Below are 21,003 nucleotides of genomic sequence, written 5' to 3'. Positions count from 1 at the left end.
TATGATGCCTTTACTTGATAATCTCCAATTTGCACTGCCAGAAATGATTATTCTGGCAACAGCCTGTGTTGCTTTAATTGCTGACTTGTTCTTCAAAACACACTGCAGGAATATTGCTTTCACAATATCGCTTATCGGTCTGATCCTGGCCGCGTGTGTAAGCGGTTTGTTCCTGGGGAACTTCAAGACAGTGATATTAGGCGGTTTGTTTATCAGTGACGATATCGCTCAGCTGATGAAGATCTTTATTTATCTAAGCGTATTTCTTTGTTTTGTCTATTCACGGCACTATATTGATGAACGTCAGATGCCTTCAGGCGATTATTATATTCTTGGCTTGTTTTCTACCCTGGGGATGATGACGCTGGTTTCAGCGCATTCTTTGCTGACTATTTATCTGGGACTGGAGTTATTGTCGTTGCCGTTATATGCCCTGACCGCAATCCGCCGTACAAACAGCGATGCAGCCGAGGCGGCGATGAAGTATTTTGTGATGGGCGCTATCGCTTCAGGGATGCTTCTTTATGGCTTGTCCCTGCTTTATGGCGCTACCGGCAAACTGGACTTGCTTGATATTGCCAACGGCATTTCAGCAAACTGGCAAGAGCAAAGCACATTACTGTCTTTCGCTCTGGTATTTATTATTGCCGGTGTCGGATTCAAATTGGCGGCGGTACCATTCCATATGTGGGCGCCTGATGTGTATCAGGGGGCTCCAGTTTCTGTCACCCTGTTTGTTAGCGCCGCTCCAAAAATTGCAGCGTTAGGTATGATGTTACGGTTACTGGTCATTGCTTTACCTGGTTTGGCAGCTGAATGGCAACATCTGATCCTGGTCATGGCATTACTGTCCACAGCGCTGGGTAATCTGTTGGCCATAACTCAACAAAATATCAAACGTCTGCTCGGTTATTCAGCGATTTCGCATGCGGGTTATGCACTGTTTGGCATACTTGCAGCCGATAATGCTGGTTACTCTGCGGCACTTTACTATATGTTGGTATATTCAATAATGACTGTAGGCGCATTTGGCCTGATTGTATTAATGTCGCGGGATGGTGTTGAAGTAGAAAATGTTGACGATTTGAAAGGATTAAACAAACGCAATCCCTGGTTAGCTTTTTTGATGCTGATTGTCATGTTCTCTATGGCTGGAGTACCGCCAACTGTTGGGTTTTTCACAAAACTACTGGTATTAAAAGCGTTGGTTGATGCGAACATGACCTGGGTTGCTACGTTGGGATTACTGTTTGCAGTGATAGGCGCCTATTATTACATTCGCATTGTCAAAGTCATGTATTTTGATAGCGCTGAAAATACCAGTCCTGTGGTTTTACCATTATCATCGCAACTGATTTATTCCGTAAACTGTCTTGCGTTGCTTTATTTAGGCATATTTCCATCAATTCTGGTTAATGCTTGTGCCAATGCTTTTGCAGGGTGATAAAATATTGCGAAATAATGTAAAATAAGCTTGCCAGGGAAGCCTTAAGACAGTATACTTCCCTTCAGTTGATGCGGGGTGGAGCAGCCTGGTAGCTCGTCGGGCTCATAACCCGAAGGTCGTAGGTTCAAATCCTGCCCCCGCTACCACTACAAAAACTGAAAGCCCCATTTATGGGGTTTTTTGTTATATGCGGAAAGTTAACCCTTGTTTAGCTATCCCTGAATCCGGAGGTCGTCAAGCCATTGATATCAGCAAATAATTTATTGGTACTTTGATCTGCAAGCAGGTAAATTCGACTTGCTGGCAAGTTGGTTTGGCTCTAAGACGAAAGCAATGTCATGGCGGGTGTTAACCAGAAACATTGATATGAAATTTGATGTTAAACGAGTATTTTATGATTAAAGATGATATCCAACAATTATTAATGCCGGTAATCGCTGATCTCGGTTATGAACTATGGGGCTGCGAGTATCTTGCCCAAGGTAAGCACTCATTGCTTAGGGTATACATCGATCATAAAGATGGTATTGGCATCGCTGATTGCGAGCGTGTAAGCAGGCAAATCAGTGCGCTTCTTGATGTGGAAGATCCAATCAAAGGTAATTATAGTCTGGAAATTTCATCTCCCGGCATTCCGCGCCCATTGTTTTATATCGAACAGTACAAGCGCTATTTGAATAGTTCTGTCCAGCTTAAACTGTTCAAGCCATTGAATGGCAGCCGCAAAATTACTGGTATTATCGATTCAGTAAATGATACTACAGTAGTTTTGCTAATTGGCGGAGAAAAGCAGGCAATTGAATTCTCCCAAATTGTGAAAGCAAATTTGACAGGCGAGTGAGGCCAACAATGAATAAACAAGTGTTAGAAATTGCTCAGGCACTAGCTAATGAAAAAGATGTAAGCCGGCAGACGGTTATTGATGCAATTCAGGCTGCGCTTGAATTTGCTACCCGAAAAATGTCTAACAGCGATATTGGCGTGCGCGTAAAGCTTGATGGACGAACTGGTGATTATGAAACGTTTCGTTATTGGGATGTGGTTGCTGATGATGAAGTAGAATTTCCTGAGCGCGAAATTGGCCTCACTGCCGCAAGCGAACGCTCTCCATCAATCAAAATAGGCGATCAAATTGAAGAGCCTATGGCTTCGGTTGAATTCGGCCGTATATCGGCGCAGACTGCCCGCCAGGTAATTACACAAAAAATTCGTGAAGCGGAAAGACAACAAATTATCGATCAATACCGTGGCAAATACGGGCAATTAATTTATGGTACCGTGAAAAAAGTAACCCGTGACAATATAATTATCGACCTGGGCGGCAAAGCAGAAGCGTTTTTACCGCGTCATGAAATGTTGCCCAATGAAATGTTCAGAGCAAATGATCGTGTTCGGGCTTATCTTTATGAATTAACGCCGCAAGCGCGTGGACCACAAATTTTTGTCAGCCGTGTCCGTAACGAAATGTTGATTGAACTGTTCCGCATCGAAGTACCGGAAATCGGTGAAAATGTGATTGAAATTAAAGCCGCGGCCCGTGAGCCAGGCAACCGTGCTAAAATTGCTGTAAAGACTAATGACGGCCGTATTGATCCTGTCGGCGCATGCGTTGGTATGCGCGGCTCACGTGTTCAGGCTGTTTCCAGTGAGCTGGGCGGTGAGCGGGTAGATATCATTCTTTGGGATGATAATCCGGCCCAGTTAGTTATCAATGCCATGGCTCCTGCTGAAATCTCATCTATTGTTGTGGATGAGGATAGCCATACTATGGATCTGGCGGTGCAGAAAGAGCATTTATCTCAGGCTATTGGCCGAAATGGACAGAATGTCCGGCTGGCAAGCCAGCTGACAGGCTGGACACTAAATGTCATGACTGTAGACGAGTTTAATGAGAAGAGCCAGCAGGAATCAGCGAAGCTGACCAACCTGTTTACCTCCGCGTTGGAAATCGATGAAGAAATTGCTGCTTTATTGGTTGCTAATGGATTTTCTTCGCTGGAAGAAATTGCTTATGTTCCTAAAGAGGAATTGATGGCAATTGAAGAATTTGATGAAGAGATTGTTGAAGAACTTCGCAAACGGGCAAATGATACATTGTTGATGCGTGCGTTGTCATCTGGAACCAGTTTATCCGGTACACCTTCTGAGTCGTTGCTGAATATGGAAGGAATGACACAATCTGTTGCCGATGCACTGGCAGCCAAAGGTATTTCTACTATGGAAGATTTGGCTGAACAATCGGTTGATGAGTTGCTGGATATTCAGGGTATGACAGAAGAAAAAGCAGCTGCATTGATTATGAAAGCGCGTGAGCCATGGTTTCTTTAACCAGAACTCGCGCTAGCGAAAATAAGCATGTTATTATGTTGTTTTATGCAGCAAAGTAACAACTAAAAGCACAGAATGAAAGACAAGTGATTTATTAAATCGCTGTAAGGGGATTATAGATATGGCGGATGTAACAGTTACGCAATTAGCTCAGGTAGTTGGAATCCCTGTTGGGCATTTATTGCACCAATTTCAGGAGGCTGGCCTGCCAATAACTGATAGCCAGCAGACGGTGAGCGAGGAACAGAAATTAATCCTGCTGAACCACCTTAAAAAAAGCGGCAGTAAAGAAGCACGTCCTTCGCCAGATCGCTTTACCTTGCAGCGTAAAAGCCAGACTCAGGTTACAGTCGGTAGTGATGCACGCAAAACAACGGTTAATGTCGAGATAAGGAAAAAGCGAACTTATGTTAAACGCCCTGTCGCTTCCGAAATCGTTGGTACAGAGGCTGAACAGGCCATTGCCGAAGCTGAATTGCCAAACGATGAGCTGGTGGATTCAGTTGTTGCTCACGAGCAGGCGGATCTGATATCGCAGGAAGAGCACATTGCTGAGCAGGCCCCAGTTGATCAAGTAAGCGATGTGAAAGCTGAAGCCCTAACAGAGTCTGAAGCAGAAGAGATTGCGGTAACAGAAGAAATTGCTGCTGATAAATCAGCCGCAGGCAATGAACCCGCAGAAGATGAGGTAGTAGTTCGCACTGCAAAAGCTGCTGTTGATGCTGAAAAACCCGCCAAAAAGAAACACCATGAGCATCATGGTGAAGACGAGGGCGAGCGCGGTGATGGCAGGAAAGGCAACAAGAAAAAAACCAAATACCAGCAACCTATTCAGCGTGTCAGCGATGAGGATGACGGTAATCCGCGTTTCAGACGCAGCAAATCAAAAAAGCGCAAGGGAAATGAAAAATCCGAGAAATACCGTGAAGCGGAAGAGTCGCTGAAACATGGTTTTGCCATGCCGACAGCCCCTGTTATTCGCGAAGTGCTTATTCCTGAAACAATTACTGTTGCAGAGCTGGCTAAGCGGATGTCGGTCAAAGCTGCCGAAGTAATTAAAGTCATGATCGGTCTGGGCGCCATGGCAACCATTAACCAGGTTATCGATCAGGAAACGGCAGTTATCGTTGTCGAAGAAATGGGTCACCGCCCGAAACTGCTGAAAGAAGATGCGATTGAACAAAATCTAGGCGATGTTATCACTAAAGGCAGCCTCAATGAAGAGAGGGCGCCTGTGGTAACTATTATGGGTCACGTAGATCATGGTAAAACCTCGCTGCTTGACTATATTCGCCGCACTAAAGTTGCTGCAGGCGAAGCCGGCGGCATTACACAGCATATTGGTGCATACCACGTCAGTACGCCAAAGGGTGAAATTACTTTCCTCGATACCCCGGGACATGCTGCGTTTACTGCGATGCGGGCACGGGGTGCGCAGGTAACGGATATTGTTGTCCTTATCGTTGCTGCGGACGACGGCGTTAAACCACAGACGATTGAAGCGGTGCAGCATGCCAAGGCAGCGAAAGTGCCAGTTATTGTTGCCGTGAATAAAATGGATAAGCCAGGTGTAGATCCCGATCGCGTAATGAATGAATTATCCGCTCATGAAGTGATCCCTGAATCCTGGGGCGGCGACACGATGTTTGTTAACATCTCTGCCAAAACAGGTATGGGTGTAGATGAATTACTTGATGCTATTCTGCTTCAGTCAGAAGTTCTTGAGCTGAGCGCTCATACAGATGGCGCGGCCAAGGGCGTTGTTATTGAATCACGGTTGGATAAAGGCCGTGGACCGGTAGCTACTGTACTTGTACAAAGCGGTACTTTGCACAAAGGCGATATTTTATTAGCGGGTTTCCAATATGGCCGAGTCAGGGCGTTAGTCAGCGACAACGGCAGTTATGTTGATAGCGCTGGCCCGTCAATTCCTGTAGAAGTACTGGGATTATCAGCTATTCCTCATGCTGGTGATGAGGCGGTTGTTGTACCTGACGAGAAAAAGGCGCGTGAAGTCGCTTTGTTCCGTCAAGGAAAATTCCGTGAGGTGAAACTGGCGCGAAGACAGAAATCGACACTGGAAGGAATTTTTGAAAACATGGCTGCTTCAGAAATCAAGCGCCTTGCTGTGGTTCTTAAAGCCGATGTACAGGGCTCGATTGAAGCGATTGCAGATGCACTGGTTAAATTGTCTACTGATGAAGTAAAAGTCGAAGTAGTGGGTAGCGGTGTTGGCGGTATTACTGAATCGGACGTACACCTGGCTATCGCATCCAGCGCTATCCTGATTGGATTTAACGTTCGTGCAGATGGCGGTGCAAAACGGCTTGCTGAGCAGGAATCTGTTGCCCTCCATTATTACAGTGTAATTTATGATATTGTGGACCAGGTTAAAGCGGCCTTAACTGGTATGCACGCTCCACAATTTAAAGAGGAAATTATCGGTATTGCCGAAGTCCGTGATGTATTCCGTTCGCCCAAGCTGGGAGCAATTGCCGGATGTATGGTGGTTGAGGGGACGATTAAGCGTAATAATCCAATTCGGGTATTGCGAAATAACGTAGTTATTTATGAAGGAACCCTGGAGTCATTACGCCGCTTTAAAGATGATGTGCTTGAAGTACGTCAGGGCTTTGAGTGCGGTATCGGGGTGAAGAACTATAATGACGTCAAACCTGGTGATCTGATAGAAGTGTTTGAAACAGTTGAAGTGAAACGAGATTTATGAGTAATGACTTTAAGCGAACAGACCGCGTAGCAGAAATGCTACAGCGGAAGCTGTCGCAAATTATTCAGCAGGAAATTAAGGACCCGCGATTACCTGCTTTTATAACGATTTCATCAGTAACCGTTACTGGTGATCTGGGGCATGCTAAAGTTTATTTTACGGTCTTTAACAGCGATGCTGAGCAGGCAGCCGGGATATTAAATGCTGCAGCAAGCTATTTAAGGACGGCGTTAGCACGTACGATTAAGCTTCGTACCGTACCGCAATTGCATTTTGTTTATGATGAATCAATTGAATATGGCAGACGGCTTAGCAAGTTAATTGATGAAGCCAACCCGGATGAAATGGAAGACAATGGGCAAAGCTGATTGTAACCTGGCTGTAAACGGTATATTGCTGGTCAATAAACCGCAGGGGCTGTCATCAAATGCTGTATTGCAAAAAGTCCGGCATATTTATCATGCCCGCAAAGCAGGTCATACCGGAAGTCTGGATCCGCTGGCAACGGGCATGTTGCCAGTGTGTTTTGGCGAAGCAACCAAATACTGTCAATATCTGCTGGATGCCGACAAGTCTTATGTCGCAACCGGATTACTGGGTATTCGTACCAGTACGGGCGATGCACAGGGTGAGATAATCAGCCAGACAGATAATTTCGAGGTTACCCGGCAGCAATTGGATCAGTCAATAGCGCGTTTTAGCGGTGTAATTCAGCAGGTTCCGCCTATGTTTTCAGCGTTAAAACATAATGGAACGCCGTTGTATCGATTAGCGAGAGCGGGACAGACTATTGAGCGTAAAGCACGCGAGGTTACCGTTCACCAACTTGAATTACTGGATTTTGATGGTAGACAGTTCACTATTAAAGTTTCCTGTTCCAAAGGGACCTATATCAGAAGCCTGATTGAAGATATTGGCGAGGTTTTGGGTTGCGGAGCCAATGTGACGGTATTGCACCGGTTATATACCGCGGGTTTTGACGCTGAGCCAATGTATGAACTGGATGAACTAAGGCAATTAAATCAGGAGCAATTGCAGGAACGCCTGCTGCCATTGGAACGGGCGGTGCAATATATGCCGTTGTTGCAGCTGAATGAAATGCAAATTACTCAGCTCAGACAAGGGCGGATCATTTCAGATTCTTTATCGCCGCAGGAAAGCGGACTGTATCGGATACACAACGATAAGGGACAATTTGTCGGGCTGGCTGAATTCGACAGACAAGGATCATTAAAGGTAAAACGTTTTCTGGCTGAGCCAGAAAAGAAAATTGAACAAATTATTAACTAACACTTGTGTCTTGTACGAGAGCTTGCTAGAATGCTGCTTTTGACCAAGATATCAAGCTTATATTCAGGAGTGAGCAATGTCGCTAACTAGCGTACAAAAAGCAGAAATTATTGAGCAGCACAAACGTTCTGAGAAAGATACTGGTTCGCCAGAAGTTCAAGTTTCGTTAATGACTGGCCGTATCCAATATCTGACTGATCATTTCAAAGCAAACCGCAAGGATTTTCATTCGCGTCGTGGTCTGCAGGCTCTGGTTAACAAACGCCGGAAACTGTTAAAATATTTGAAAAAGAATGATCAAGTGCGTTATCAGTCACTGATTCAAAATCTTGGTTTACGAGATTCTTATTAATTGCTGAGTCCTGTCCGATGGATAATACCTGCAGGAACAGTTCAGTTTAAAACGAAAGGCGCTTCTGCGCCTTTTTTATTTAATATTACCTAAAGAGGTGTTTACGTGACTAAAATCACAAAAGAAGTGCGATTCGGGGAACATATCTTAACCCTCGAAACCGGAGAAATCGCGCGACAGGCAGATGGGGCTGTGTTTGTTAGTATGGGTGGTACGCAAGTTCTGGTAACTGCAGTAGCCAAAAAAGACGGAGCTGAATCAAACAGCTTTTTCCCTTTAACAGTTAATTATCAGGAAAAAAGTTACGCAGCGGGTAAGGTTCCCGGCGGTTTCAACAAGCGTGAAGGCCGGCCAAGCGAAAATGAAACGCTGATTTCCCGTCTTATGGATCGACCTCTGCGGCCATTATTTCCCGAGGGCTTCCTTAATGAAGTTCAGATTATTGCCACAGTTATGTCATTTAACCCTGATGTACAGGCTGACATTTTGTCCATGATAGGCGCTTCTGCCGCTCTTGCAATTTCAGGCATTCCATTTGATGGGCCAATTGGCGCTGCGCGGGTTGGTTATAAAGACGGTATATATCTGTTAAATCCAAGCCATAAACAGATTGCAGAATCAGAGCTGGATCTGGTTGTGGCAGGAACCAGCGATGCCATTTTAATGGTTGAATCAGAAGCGCGCGAATTAAGCGAAGAGATTATGTTGGGTGCCGTTATGTACGGGCACGAAATGATGCAAAGCGTTATCAAGGCAATCAACGAACTGGCAAGAGAAACTGGCAAGGCGCGTTGGGAGTGGACTGCTGCACCGGTTGATCAGGCGTTGCGTACCCGTATTGAAGAACTGGCGACTGACGAAGTAACTGCTGCCTATTTGCTGAAAGACAAACAAGCCCGTTACCAGCGTCTTGATCAGGTCAGGCAAGAGATTAAAGATAAAGTTACCGCCGAACAGGAAGACGCTTGCCCTGCGAAAATTACTGACATTCTGGGCGAGCTGGAAAAAAATATTGTTCGCAATCGTATACTTAATGGCGAGCCGCGAATTGACGGCCGGGATCAGCGTACTGTTCGTCCGATTTCAATTCGGACTAAACTGCTTGAGCGGGTTCATGGTTCAGCGTTATTCACGCGTGGTGAAACCCAGGCGATTGTTGTTGCCACTTTAGGTAATGATCGCGATGCCCAAATGCTTGATGGTCTGATTGGTGAAGCGAAAGATCGCTTTATGCTGCACTATAATTTTCCCCCCTACTCAGTGGGTGAAACAGGAATGGTTGGCAGCCCCAAACGCCGCGAGATTGGTCATGGCCGTCTGGCAAAACGCAGCTTAATGGCAGTACTGCCTTCAGCAAGCGAGTTCCCTTATGTACTGCGAGTTGTATCAGAAATTACAGAATCAAACGGTTCAAGCTCGATGGCAACAGTCTGCGGTACCAGTCTGGCATTGATGGACGCTGGTGTACCCTTAAAAGCGCCCGTTGCCGGTGTTGCAATGGGGCTGATTAAAGAAGGTGATCGTTTTGCTGTTCTGACCGATATTCTGGGTGACGAAGATCACCTGGGCGATATGGACTTTAAAGTAGCCGGTACAGAAAAAGGGGTTACAGCCCTGCAGATGGATATCAAAATAACCGGTATCACTAAAGAAATCATGGAGCAGGCATTAGAACAGGCATTAGCGGGCCGTATCCATATTCTGGGCGTGATGAACAATGCACTGTCTGAACACCGCGACGAGTTATCACAGCATGCTCCCCGTATTGTTACCATGAAAGTAGCTGAAGACAAGATTCGCACGATTATTGGTAAAGGTGGCGCAACGATTAAGGCTCTGACTGAAGCAACAGGTGTATCGATTGATATTGACGATACAGGCGTTGTGCAATTATTCTCACCTGATGCGGCTGCTCTGGAAGAAGCGCAAAAGCAAATTAAAGCGTTGATTGCAGAAATCGAAGTTGGGCAAACTTATCAGGGCAAAGTCAGCAAAATCGTTGATTTTGGTGCTTTCATCAACCTGTTGCCTGGTAAAGATGGTTTATTGCATATTTCTCAGATTTGCAGCGACCGCAACCAGAAAGTTGAGTCGGTATTAAGCGAAGGTCAGGAAATCGAAGTATTTGTTGCAGGTGTTGATAAACAAGGCCGCGTCAAGCTCGAGTGGAAGGATAAACCTCAACCTGCTGCCAAACCTGAAGAAGAAGTTAAATCGGCATCGGTTGCAGAACAGCCTGAAGCTGCTGAAACACAGCCAACAGAAGAATAATCCAATAAACCAGTGTAGGTTGGGCTGCAAAGCCCAACACCTCATTATTCCTTGCTAGTTCAGAGCGGGTAAGCCCTTTCCTTTAAAGGCTTTTTGCAAACACGCATGAAGTCATCCTGACGCTCCCAGATGCCATCCCTGGCATTTGAGGGTTTGCAAAGGCCTTTTACTTCTTGCCCCCTCTCCCGTATCGGGAGAGGGTTGGGGAGAGGGTAAAATAAAACCTTGATTACGGTTGCGCTGCATTATGGCTTGCCCGGCTTATTATCAAAGACTCTTTGGGTATTAAATATTGCTCTATTGCGGTATAATACCTACATAAAGTTCTTTTAAAGACCAATCATGGCACAATCAATCCTTTTAAGCGAAACAAATTTGCAAAAATACCCGGCGATAAATCAGTTTCTTGCGAGTAACCCGCCTGATCGCAGTCTGATCACCGATGATTTAATCAATGAATACGAGCTTGAGATCAAAGGGCGCGGCACGTGTCGTTTGACGCTGGCCGCGATATGCGTGTTGTGTGAAAAATTAGATCATATACAAATTTTCTCTACCAAAGAGAAAAAAACAGCCATAAAAGCGGAGCAGTATAAAGTTATTCTGGAGGCCGTCAGATATGGCGATATTGCCGCTATTAAATATCTTGAACGTTATCTGACTGAGAAAGAAAAAAAAGCAGCAGTGACCAATAATAAATATCACGCTATTCGTTTAGCTGTCGCAAATGGTCATATTGCGGTTATTGAGTACCTTGAAAACTATTTAACTCCGGAAGAAAAAGCTGCGGTTACTACCTGGGGTTACGAGGCAATCCAGGATGCTGTCAAAAATGGTCATACCACTACTATAGAATATCTTGAAAACCACCTGGCTAGCGAAGATATGAACGCTGTGGTGAAGGCATGGAATTATAAGGCTATTTGTAATGCTGCTCAAAATGGCCATACAGGTATGCTTAAGTATCTGGAAAGTTACTTGAGCGAGGAAGAAAAAAATGCAGCAGTAAGAGCAGGCGATTATCTTGCTATTCGATTGGCCGCTCAAAATGGCCATACCGATACGTTTAAGTATCTGGAAAGTTATTTGAGTATCGAAGAAAAAAACAAAGCAATAAGAGCAGACAATTATTCTGCTATTCGATTTGCTATCGAAAATGGCCACCTCGACAGGGTTAAGTATCTTGAAGGTTACCTGAGCGAGAAAGAGCTAATAGATGTAGTTAAAATGTCGCAATACCGGGTTATTCAAGATGCTGCCGGAAATGGCCATACTGAGGTAATTAAGTACTTTGAGAATTATCCAGAAGAAATAAGAGCTGCAGTTAAGGCTGAGAATTATCAGGCTATTCAATTGGCTGCCAAATCTGGCCACCTCAAAACAATTGAGTATCTGGAAAGTTACCTGACTGATGATGAGAAAATAGAAGCGGTAAAAGCAAGTGATTATCTGGCTATTCGATGGGCTGCCCAAGATGGCCATCTCGATATTATTAAGCACTTTGAAACCCGCCTGTCTGAGGGAGAAAAAAAAGAGGCAGTGCGAGCGGGGAATTATGATGCAATTAAAAATGCCGTCAAGTCAGCTGACATTATTCGGCATCTTCAAAAATACCTGAATGCAGAAGAAAACAAAAAGATGGTGAAAGCGGAGAATTATAATGCTATTCAAGCCGCTGCCAAGCTGGGATATACCGCCGCTATCGAGTGTTTTGAAGATCAGTTGAATGATCAAGAGAAAAAAGTCGCTGTGGAAGTGGGTAATTATCGGGCTATTCGCGAAGCCGCCGCAAGAGGTCAAACGGCTGCGGTTCAACACCTTGCAGGCCACCTTTCCGGGATACAGAAAATAGGCATGGTGAAAGCAGATAATTATGAAGTTATTCAATTAGCTGCCGCAAATAACCAGATAGATACTATTAACTATTTTGAAAGCCTTCTAACGGAAGAAGAAAAGATTGATATGGTAAAAAGCGGCGATTATCAGCTTGTTCAAAACGCTATCCAATATGGCTGTATTGCGATGATCCAGCATTTTTCACGCCATCTGACTGAAGAGGGGCGAAATGAGATGTTGAAAGCTCGCGATTATCGCCTGGTAAATGATGCCATAACATCCAGACGTCTGGATACGATTTTCTATCTGCTCAATATCAATTGCGTTTTGGCTTATATGGAGTTTCATGATCAGGAATACGGGAAAAAATATGTCTATCCCTTTGTTAGCCAGCAACTCGATCAGCTGCAGGCTCAAAAAGCAGAGTTTGAAGAGGAAAATCCCGCTGGGGTTTTTAACATTACTGAGGATGAGGCGAAACAGGCATTTTATCTGCTGCGTAATCTGATTCGCCGGGGCGTCAGGCGCGACTATGCCCAGGAAGAGAATTTGTTGGATGACATCCGGTTTTTATTGAGTATTCCTGCGGTCAAAGCGCTGTGCCACCAGCAGGTATATGGTGGCGATCCTAATGAGTTATTACGGCTGGCGCTTAGCATTAATAATCAACCCGTTGCCGAATTATTGCTGGCTATTCCCGCAGTACGCCAACAGGCCCAGCGGGATGGATATTATCGCGAGGAAGCGCGCAATGGCCTTAGTGCGGAAATATTAGCACGCGATCACGAATCCTCTATGCGTGCCTTAACCAGTGGCGAACAGAAACGATTGCAATCAGCAATCGATCGTTACCAGCCGCTGGTGCGTGCACAAGGCGCGGATGTAATTGTTGAGGCGCTTCGCGATAAACTACGGGAGCGGTATCGAGCGAATCCGGCCATGATTGTTATTGCTGGACAGCCTTCTGCGCTGCCTGAATCATATGCGGAATTTAATCGTCTCGCTTTGAATGAGACTCAAAGGGCTGAGGCATTAAAGGCGTATTACCAGCATAAAGATCACACTGCTTTGCGCTACTTATCCAGGCCTAATTACTGGATACACCCTCAAGCTGCATATGTCAATGTTGAACCTGGCAATCTCAGTGAGCGCTGGTCAACGTTTGATGAATACTTGCCTGTCATTGCCATGCTTTATCTTGCCGCGACTGATAGTAAGATTGCGCCTGAAGATGGCCATACGGAGGCGTCAAGGCTTGAACATTTTATTGCCGAACTTGCTTTAATTGGCCGTGCCCATAATTGGGATAACAAAAGGCAGAAAAGGGATAAGGATGGCAAACTTTGCGTGGATAAAAAAAATAATCCGATATTTGAAGAATATGATGATTTACAGCCCGATAGACCCAGCTGTTTTTCAGGGGTAAAACGCCGGTTAGCCCAATCGGTGATTGGTCATCCATTATTGCGAATTTTAACGGTCGATGATATTCAGCGTGAAATCGTTGATTTTGTTCGGCAATGGTTTATTAGTAAACTTACCCCTGACAATCAGCTTAAGCTTAAAAAAGATTATCACGAGTACACCGAGACGTTAGAGCTTCCGGCTTCTTATGCTGAGTTTAATGTGCCGCCGGAGAAGCAGGAGGAATTTAAGGCTTATTTGCAAGAAAAATATGGTACGCAATTCACTGACGATAAATTTTTTAATCAGCAAGTAGTCAATGCTTTCCAGTTAGGCGACGGTGATAGCCATATTGCTCGTTTTGATACTGAAACTCAATTCAGAGAACGTTTGCTTGAGGAGCCGGTTGAGAAGCTCCAAAACGTTAGCGTTACACCAGTACCCACCACAACGGCGACTCAAGCTGATCTAATCCAGGTGATTAAAAATATTTGCGATAATAAAGCTTACTGGCAAGATAAAGTCCGTAATCCATTTAAAACGGTACCTGACGGGGTTAAGGCGATCACTGCGCTTATTGCGAAAAAAGGCAGTAATCCCGCAGATTGCTTGCGGGCCATCCAAAACTATTGCCAACAGCGCCATAGCAAACATTTCCAAATGGCTCATCGGTTGTTCAGGGGACGACAGGATATTACTAATAATTTTTATGGCTTGTTAGCGCAAATTAATGATCAAAATTTCGAGCAAAAGGCTCAGCAGTTAGCAGGGTGGATTGTTCCGAGCCAACAAAACGATCAGCAAATCACACTTTAAAAATCGGTAATGCTGAATCAAAACCTTGATTACGCTGAGCTGCATCCGACATCCTCTTGTAGCCTTGATGCAGCGTAGCGTAATCAAGGTTTTCCTCCGCCCAAGGTTTTTACTCCCCAAAACCAAACGCATTAACATTCTCAACCCCGTTGCCACTCCAATTATACGGCAATTGCCCAAAACGAACATAATGATGAAACGAAGAATGAGGCCACTGGTGTAGAGAGCTAACTAAACCATGTTTGATAGGGTTATAGTGAATATAATGAACATGGTTTTCAAAGTCCTTTTCATCCCGAATTGTATGCTCCCAAAATCGCCGTTGCCAAAGAATACATTCATTATGTTGGGATTTAAATACGGGCATCTCGGTTTTGCATACTGCCTTTGAAAACCTTGTTTTGATTTTTTGCCACCGCAGAGAGTAATTTGAGTCACGAGGCGGCAATTGCCAAATCATATGCATATGCTCAGGAAGCACGACATAAGCTCTGATTTGAAAAGGGTATTCTGTTTTTACCATATGGATAGCTTCTTTAAGCAACTCAATTTTATCGACTAACAAAGTTGATTTCCTATTGTGCAAAGTAGCGGTAAAGAAAAACATTCCCCCAGGAAGAAAGTTCCGGCGATAGTTGACCAATTTTATATTCCTTTTAGTGGTTGGAGCGCTGGCGATATTAGTGAAATATACCTTGATAAGCAAGTGGTAAGGTTTTTCCTCCTTGTTAGTTCCCTTGATTACGCTGCGCTGCATCAAGGCTACGCTGAATTTGAGAGGCTCTTGTAACCTTGATTACGCTGCGCTGCATCAAGGCTACGCTGAATTTGAGAGGCTCTTGTAACCTTGATTACGCTGCGCTGCATCAAGGCTACGCTGAAATCCGAGAGGCTCTTGTAGCCTTGATGCAGCGTAGCGTAATCAAGGTTTATTCTAATGAGAGAGGGAGTTGGCTTTACAGCTCAACCTGCTCGCAGTTACCGGATAAGCTTTAAAAATTCATCCTTGATCGCGGGATTATCACGGATTGTACCCAGAGTCACGGAAGTGACCATGGCTGAATTTTGTTTTTCAACGCCACGCATCATCATGCACAGATGCTTCGCCTCAATGACGACAGCAACGCCCTGGGCATTCGTGATCGATGAGATACAGTCGGCTATTTCGGAGGTCAGGCGTTCCTGGATTTGTAATCTGCGGGCATAGTAGTCAACAATACGGGCTATTTTTGAAAGACCCAATACTTTACCATTCGGAATATAACCGACATGGCATTTTCCTAAAAATGGTAACAGATGATGTTCGCACATAGAGTACATTTCGATGTCTTTCACGATGACCATTTCTTTCATTTCAGAATCGAACAATGCGCCATTAATGATGTCATCCAGATTTTCGGTATAACCTTTCATCAGATAACGCATCGCGTTCGCGGCTCGCTCGGGGGTATCCTGTAATCCTTCCCGTGCCGGATTTTCACCAATTTTTTCTATGATTTGTTTATATAGTTTGTGCATTAATTTAGTCCTAACCCGGAGGCCATGTCATTTGACGGCCGCCAAGAAGATGTAAATGGATATGATAAATCTCCTGCCCACCTTCAGGATTTACGTTAAATACCAGACGATAACCTTTCTCGCTCAGCATTTCAGATTTTGCCAGCTTTTTCGCAGTCAAGATAAGTCGGCCCAATAATTGTTCGTCATTGCTATCAGCATCATTAATGGTTGCAATATGCTTTTTAGGAATTATCAGCAAATGAGCAGGCGCTTGCGGTTTGATATCTCGAAACGCAATGATTTCCGAATCCTCGAAGACCACATTGGCTGAAATTTCTTTATGTATAATCTTGCAAAACAGGCAGTTCATAAATTATCCTGCTGATATGATGCGGTGCATTATTATAATCTGATAACGTGTTGAATAAAAAGTATCCTGTAGTGGTTTCCCTTTCAATTTTTTATAGAGAAGAGTTATGCCAGGTAATTTTTCAAAAGATGTATTAGTAAAAGTTCTTCAGAAATACGAAATGAGTTGCCGCAAAAAGATTGAATTGGAGGCAAACAATTTGCCTTTGGATGTGCAAAAGCAGTATTATAGTCAAGATGGGAATTATCTGGATATTAATCAGATCATTGATAAGGCCAAGACAGGGAGCACTCTCTATCAGAATATAACCGCAGCTTCCGAAGCGAAGCACTCATCCGAGCTGCATCCTGCATTGCACCTGAATATTCGTCGTTATAATCTGGCAAACAAACTGCTTTGCTGCTTTAATACTGACAAGAGCGATGCCGAACAAATTGAGGCGATGTACACTATCCTGCGTAATCGAGAAAAACTGGACATTATTACCAATAATGGCAAATCAAGAACAGATTTTTTACAAAAACTGGGATTAGAGCCTACAAGAACAGAAAAATTTAAACAACTCTTCCATTTGCAGAAAAAAAGCTCGTCGCCGCCCAGTATATCGCACAGTCCGTGTGCGAGTAGCAGCAGCTGTTCGAGTTAAAGCACGAGCTGAATCGGAGGCATGGCACAATCGGCCGTAGCTGCATACTGGCTGAAGAACCTGTGCTCATCAATATAATGACGCATACTTGTCTGATGCTCTTCCGGTTTTTGATTATTAAACCTTGCTGGTAAATGCAATCTTTCCAGCTTGCGCTGTACCGAGGGGTATTTATCAGCAAAAGCATCTTTAATTTGCCATAATTCCTGATCGGTAATCGCTTTAAGATAGGCGTTGCCCGCCGCTTTAATCAGGTAATCAATTGCCATATGAATGCGCTGCTCCTCTCCTTCTTCGGGGCTCATGCGGGCTTTGTATTCAGGTCCATTATTACCGATTTTGCCAGTTAGAACCAGCGCCTTGAACAACCATTGATAGCTTGGAGCATAGGGTAAATCTTGCCATATTATCGCTTGTCTTAGCTCTTTGTTGAGTGAAATATCAGGTAATATTTTCGGGAGAACAGAATAAAATATCTTTAAACGATACTCTATGCCTTGCTGTGACCGGTAATCTGTATTCCAATCATCACAATGTTTTACTGCATTATTGATACTGATCTTTAAACGTTCCATGCAATAATTCGCTGTATCTCTTGCTGCTTCATGAGACGGCTCAGGCGGGGGATCCGCTATTATGTCGATGCCTGGCGGCAGGGATGCAACGATAGCCATTCGCGCTTCTTGCGAGAAATTATTATAACAGAGATTAATTCGGGTAATACTGCGCGGCAGCCTGGAGATGAGGTAAATTAGCTTATCAAAAGGTATCAAGGCAAGCTGATTATCACTTAAATCAAGATATTCCAGGTGAGGCGGCATATGGCGAACAAGACTGTTTACCAACACCTCGGGTTTAAGTGCGCCGAGTTGGTTGCCCGATAAATTTAAATGCAATAAGTCTTTATTGAGGTTCGCAATAACATCAGTAAAACAGGGCGATCTCCCGAGTTGGTTTTCTGCCAGATTAAGATATTTTAACGTGTTGCCAATGGTGCGCAGATAATGGGGAAGGTTTTGCTGCTTATATAAGTCGTTATTACAAAGCTCCAGCCCCTCTAACTTGTTAAATGGGCGATTAAAAAGAATTTGTGCGCATTCATCACTCAAATCGCCAAGGCTGGTATTCCCCAAGTATAATTGCTCGACTTCAGACGGCAAATCATCCAGCCTGGTTTGTAGTTTGGATGCGCTTTCCTGGCTCAGGTTTTGACTGATCAGGGAGAGATATCTATCCTTTCTCGGAGAATCGGGATTATGTGGTGCAAAAATTACCGGTGCCTCGGCGTTTTCACGGCGATATTTTGCTGGCAAATTCAGTTGCTTTACTGAATGGTAACTATATGCTCCTTTAAGCCGCCATAATTCTTGCTCGGCATAGGGTCGCAGGGCAGGGTTTGCGGCTGCTTTTAGCAGGAAATCTACTGCCATATCAATATGTCGCTCTTCTATTTTGTCCGCTGGCAAGGTATTGAATTCAGAATTATCGTTACCGACTCTGCCAGTTAACAACAACGCTTTTAACAGCGATTGCAAGCTCTGATCATAAGGCCAGTCCCCGGTTATTATCGCTTTTCTAAGCTCAGAATGAAGCGACAGACCTTTAAGATTAAATTCAAGAATCTCAAGGTTTGTTTTTAAACACCGCAGGCAAAAATCAGCAATTTCAGCTATAGGATTATAAGCCTTGTCTAAGACTACGATTTTGACGGAGGGCGGCAGGGAAGCAAGAATGATGAGCAGTTTTTCTTCTACAAAGATTTCTTTACCCAGATTGAGCTCAATAATATTGCCGGGCAGACTGGATAAGATTCTAATTAAATCTTGCACTGATAGTTCTTCCAATCCGTTTGAGCTCAGATTGAGTTTTTGAACAGTTCCAGGAATAGCCCTGATTATTTTTATTAGTTTATCTACTATATCAGAGTCTGGATTGCCTGTTTCGGTCGTTTCAGAAATTTCATTTGTTTGCCTGGCAAGATGGTTGCCAGCGAGATTTAACTCAATTAAAGGCGCTGTGATTTCAGCAAAAATAAGATCCAAATCAGGTACTCTATCCAGGTTATTTCTGCTTAAATCAAGGAATATCAAGTTATGAGGCAAGCTAAAAGGCAGACCATATTTCAATTCATTACTATCCCTTATATAGCCAAGCCCATTATTCGATAAGTTTAAATGGGTTAGGCGCTGCAGTCTGGCTATAATGCCAGTAAAAAGGAAGCCGTGTTCCCCTAATTGATTACCTGACAAATCAAGTGATTGCAAATTTTTACAAATATTGACCAGATATGGAGCCAGATGTTGTTGTTCAATCAGGCCATTATTTTGTAATTCCAAGGTTTTCAATCTGTTAAAAGGATATTCAAAAAGTGTTTTGGCACATTCTTTCGTCATTTTACCAAGCTGGTTGTCTGCAAGAGAGAGGTTTTCAACGTCAGACGAAAAAATAGCTAATAAACTTTTCAGGCTTGCCTGACTCTCTTGAGCTAAATTATTGTTTCTTAAATTAAGGTAAGTATATTTTACATTCGCCTCAAGGCTGCCCTGTTCAAAAAACACGTGCCTTACTGTTTTGGGTAAAGCAGCGCGAATTTTAAGCATATCTTTCGAAGTAAAACCATTATCACTAAGATTAAGCTGGATAATATTGGGCGGGAGCGACTTGAGATCACTAAGAAATTGATTAAGTTTTGTTTCGCGTTCTGCTTGGGGTTCCTGAACCATAAATCCGTTTTTTTGGAGGCTTAAATGGTTGACAGAAGTTGGAACTGCCTTCAATACCAGCGCTAAATTTTCTACCTTATGGAGCTCATTCCCATCCAGAACTAATATATCAAGCAAAGGCGGCAGCTCTCTGAGAATCCTTATTAAAAAATCAGCAGGATGCCTGCTAAACAGGTTATATCCAAGATCAAGAGCGCGCAATTTTTTGTGTAACGCTTGCAGCAGCGTGATAATCCGGTCAGGCTGCTTTTCCAGTCCAAATTGATTTCCTTCGAGATTCAGGCTCAGAATGTTTTCTTTTATACTGGACCAGAAGCCCGCTATGTTTCCTCTTAAGGCTTGCATTTCATTTAAGCTCATATCGAGGTGCTGTATATGCTCAGGTATTTGTTTTAATATACTTTGTATAAGCAATGGGGAATAATAAACCAAATTATTTTTTCTGAAGCTCAATTTGGTTTCATTGAGAGGTATTCGATTGAGTAATTCTTCAATAAGTAATGGTGTGATACGAGTTATGTGAAACATGGGATTAAAAGTTCCTTAACTTCCTGAGTTAATATTTGGAAAACGTTATATAAAGTTTTTATACTAACATATTTTACATAATTTGAACAGTAAGAACTTAATTTGACTAGCCGGTAATTTTAATAATTCAAGTAGTCCTTTCTTAGGAATCGATTTAATTTTGTCTTTTAATTTTATTGAGTATAATAAGCGGTCTTTTAATTGTGGGTAATAAAAATGGGCTTAACACTTATTAACGCTGGCCGTAAAGTGCCGGATGAAATTAATGTCATTATTGAAATCCCTATGCACGGGGAACCGGTTAAGTATGAAGTCGACAAGGAAACCGGCGCTTTATTTGTTGATCGTTTCATGACGACAGCCATGTTTTATCCAACTAATTATGGCTATATCCCGAATACTTTGTCGGAAGATGGCGATCCGGTTGATGTATTGGTTGTCACACCCGTGCCGTTAATCAGCGGTTCTGCTATTCCATGCCGGGTTGTCGGGATGCTGAAAATGACTGATGAAGCGGGTGTTGATGCCAAATTACTCGCTGTTCCAACCAGCAAATTGACGAAAATGTATCAGAACGTTGAAACATACGCTGATCTGCCAGCACATTTGTTACTGTCACTGGAGCACTTTTTCAAGCACTACAAAGATCTTGAAGAAGGTAAATGGGTTAAAGTTGAAGGCTGGGAAGGCCCGGAAGCCGCCAAGCAAGAGATTCTTGCCAGCGTCAGCCGTTTTGAAGAAAAGTAGACCTGCTGTTGAGAAAT

At 43.7% G+C, this 21,003-nt stretch carries 14 protein-coding genes, 1 tRNA gene and 2 pseudogenes; 13 read left to right on the top strand and 4 right to left on the bottom strand.

Annotation, left to right across the window (positions count from 1 at the left end):
• Position 1: 1 nt before the first annotated feature.
• The 11 genes and pseudogenes from nuoN to ACFORL_RS07405 all read left to right on the top strand — a co-directional run bounded on the left by nuoN (position 2) and on the right by ACFORL_RS07405 (position 14,472).
• Positions 2-1,444: an NADH-quinone oxidoreductase subunit NuoN gene (gene nuoN, locus ACFORL_RS07450; protein ID WP_382342632.1), complete on the top strand. Its 1,443-nt coding sequence runs from the start codon at positions 2-4 to the stop codon at positions 1,442-1,444.
• Positions 1,445-1,516: 72 nt separating this feature from the next.
• Positions 1,517-1,593: transfer RNA gene (locus ACFORL_RS07445), tRNA-Met, on the top strand.
• Positions 1,594-1,841: 248 nt separating this feature from the next.
• The gene (gene rimP, locus ACFORL_RS07440) at positions 1,842-2,288 is read left to right on the top strand and encodes a ribosome maturation factor RimP (RefSeq protein ID WP_382342630.1); all 447 of its coding nucleotides are present in this window, start codon (positions 1,842-1,844) and stop codon (positions 2,286-2,288) included.
• Between the two features lie 8 nt (positions 2,289-2,296).
• Positions 2,297-3,775: a transcription termination factor NusA gene (gene nusA, locus ACFORL_RS07435; protein ID WP_382342628.1), complete on the top strand. Its 1,479-nt coding sequence runs from the start codon at positions 2,297-2,299 to the stop codon at positions 3,773-3,775.
• 121 nt (positions 3,776-3,896) lie between these two features.
• Positions 3,897-4,194 (top strand): annotated as a pseudogene (locus ACFORL_RS12815) (translation initiation factor IF-2 associated domain-containing protein); the annotation flags it as partial.
• Between the two features lie 296 nt (positions 4,195-4,490).
• Positions 4,491-6,503, top strand: a pseudogene (infB, locus tag ACFORL_RS07430) (translation initiation factor IF-2); the annotation flags it as partial.
• Positions 6,500-6,871: a 30S ribosome-binding factor RbfA gene (gene rbfA, locus ACFORL_RS07425; RefSeq protein WP_382342624.1), complete on the top strand. Its 372-nt coding sequence runs from the start codon at positions 6,500-6,502 to the stop codon at positions 6,869-6,871. The pseudogene infB and the gene rbfA, both read left to right, overlap by 4 nt.
• On the top strand, positions 6,858-7,793 hold the full coding sequence (gene truB / locus ACFORL_RS07420; protein ID WP_382342693.1) for a tRNA pseudouridine(55) synthase TruB: 936 nt from the start codon (positions 6,858-6,860) through the stop codon (positions 7,791-7,793). Before rbfA ends, truB begins: the two co-directional genes overlap by 14 nt.
• Positions 7,794-7,869: 76 nt before the next feature.
• Positions 7,870-8,145 (top strand): 30S ribosomal protein S15, encoded by a 276-nt coding sequence (gene rpsO / locus ACFORL_RS07415; protein WP_382342622.1) that lies wholly within the window; start codon positions 7,870-7,872, stop codon positions 8,143-8,145.
• Positions 8,146-8,250: 105 nt separating this feature from the next.
• Positions 8,251-10,416 (top strand): polyribonucleotide nucleotidyltransferase, encoded by a 2,166-nt coding sequence (gene pnp / locus ACFORL_RS07410; RefSeq protein ID WP_382342621.1) that lies wholly within the window; start codon positions 8,251-8,253, stop codon positions 10,414-10,416.
• 342 nt (positions 10,417-10,758) lie between these two features.
• Positions 10,759-14,472 (top strand): hypothetical protein, encoded by a 3,714-nt coding sequence (locus tag ACFORL_RS07405; protein ID WP_382342619.1) that lies wholly within the window; start codon positions 10,759-10,761, stop codon positions 14,470-14,472.
• Between the two features lie 109 nt (positions 14,473-14,581).
• Here ACFORL_RS07405 and ACFORL_RS07400 read toward each other — a convergent pair whose 3' ends face one another.
• The 3 genes from ACFORL_RS07400 to ACFORL_RS07390 all read right to left on the bottom strand — a co-directional run bounded on the left by ACFORL_RS07400 (position 14,582) and on the right by ACFORL_RS07390 (position 16,342).
• Positions 14,582-15,229, bottom strand: coding sequence for an REP-associated tyrosine transposase (locus ACFORL_RS07400; RefSeq protein WP_382342618.1), 648 nt, complete (start codon positions 15,227-15,229; stop codon positions 14,582-14,584).
• Positions 15,230-15,450: 221 nt separating this feature from the next.
• Positions 15,451-15,990 carry a GTP cyclohydrolase I FolE gene (folE, locus tag ACFORL_RS07395; protein ID WP_382342617.1) on the bottom strand — a complete coding sequence of 180 codons (540 nt, stop codon included), beginning with the start codon at positions 15,988-15,990 and terminating at the stop codon, positions 15,451-15,453.
• 10 nt (positions 15,991-16,000) lie between these two features.
• Positions 16,001-16,342, bottom strand: coding sequence for a histidine triad nucleotide-binding protein (locus ACFORL_RS07390; protein WP_382342615.1), 342 nt, complete (start codon positions 16,340-16,342; stop codon positions 16,001-16,003).
• A 106-nt stretch (positions 16,343-16,448) separates the two neighbouring features.
• Here ACFORL_RS07390 and ACFORL_RS07385 point away from each other — a divergent pair, with 106 nt between their 5' ends.
• A complete protein-coding gene (locus ACFORL_RS07385; RefSeq protein WP_382342614.1) occupies positions 16,449-16,988 on the top strand; it encodes a hypothetical protein in 540 nt (179 codons plus the stop codon).
• Here ACFORL_RS07385 and ACFORL_RS07380 read toward each other — a convergent pair.
• On the bottom strand, positions 16,985-20,071 hold the full coding sequence (locus tag ACFORL_RS07380) for a hypothetical protein (RefSeq protein ID WP_382342612.1): 3,087 nt from the start codon (positions 20,069-20,071) through the stop codon (positions 16,985-16,987). The two genes, ACFORL_RS07385 and ACFORL_RS07380, sit on opposite strands and share 4 nt — an antisense overlap.
• A 384-nt stretch (positions 20,072-20,455) precedes the next feature.
• Between ACFORL_RS07380 and ppa the strand changes: the two genes are divergently transcribed.
• Positions 20,456-20,986 (top strand): inorganic diphosphatase, encoded by a 531-nt coding sequence (gene ppa / locus ACFORL_RS07375; protein WP_382342611.1) that lies wholly within the window; start codon positions 20,456-20,458, stop codon positions 20,984-20,986.
• Positions 20,987-21,003: the final 17 nt, after the last annotated feature.

It is taken from the genome of Legionella dresdenensis (assembly GCF_042649825.1).
GTDB lineage: Bacteria > Pseudomonadota > Gammaproteobacteria > Legionellales > Legionellaceae > Legionella_C > Legionella_C dresdenensis.
This window is presented reverse-complemented; position numbering and strand designations above follow the sequence as displayed.

Bases quoted from the DNA above. Each gene is read 5' to 3' on its own strand.
- ACFORL_RS07385 (WP_382342614.1), top strand. From the start codon at position 16,449: ATGCCAGGTAATTTTTCAAAAGATGTATTAGTAAAAGTTCTTCAGAAA.
- nuoN (WP_382342632.1), top strand. From the start codon at position 2: ATGATGCCTTTACTTGATAATCTCCAATTTGCACTGCCAGAAATGATT.
- ACFORL_RS07390 (WP_382342615.1), bottom strand. From the start codon at position 16,342: ATGAACTGCCTGTTTTGCAAGATTATACATAAAGAAATTTCAGCCAAT.
- rbfA (WP_382342624.1), top strand. From the start codon at position 6,500: ATGAGTAATGACTTTAAGCGAACAGACCGCGTAGCAGAAATGCTACAG.
- nusA (WP_382342628.1), top strand. From the start codon at position 2,297: ATGAATAAACAAGTGTTAGAAATTGCTCAGGCACTAGCTAATGAAAAA.
- truB (WP_382342693.1), top strand. From the start codon at position 6,858: ATGGGCAAAGCTGATTGTAACCTGGCTGTAAACGGTATATTGCTGGTC.
- ACFORL_RS07405 (WP_382342619.1), top strand. From the start codon at position 10,759: ATGGCACAATCAATCCTTTTAAGCGAAACAAATTTGCAAAAATACCCG.
- rimP (WP_382342630.1), top strand. From the start codon at position 1,842: ATGATTAAAGATGATATCCAACAATTATTAATGCCGGTAATCGCTGAT.
- ACFORL_RS07380 (WP_382342612.1), bottom strand. From the start codon at position 20,071: ATGAGCTTAAATGAAATGCAAGCCTTAAGAGGAAACATAGCGGGCTTC.
- ACFORL_RS07400 (WP_382342618.1), bottom strand. From the start codon at position 15,229: ATGCAGCGCAGCGTAATCAAGGGAACTAACAAGGAGGAAAAACCTTAC.
- folE (WP_382342617.1), bottom strand. From the start codon at position 15,990: ATGCACAAACTATATAAACAAATCATAGAAAAAATTGGTGAAAATCCG.
- ppa (WP_382342611.1), top strand. From the start codon at position 20,456: ATGGGCTTAACACTTATTAACGCTGGCCGTAAAGTGCCGGATGAAATT.
- rpsO (WP_382342622.1), top strand. From the start codon at position 7,870: ATGTCGCTAACTAGCGTACAAAAAGCAGAAATTATTGAGCAGCACAAA.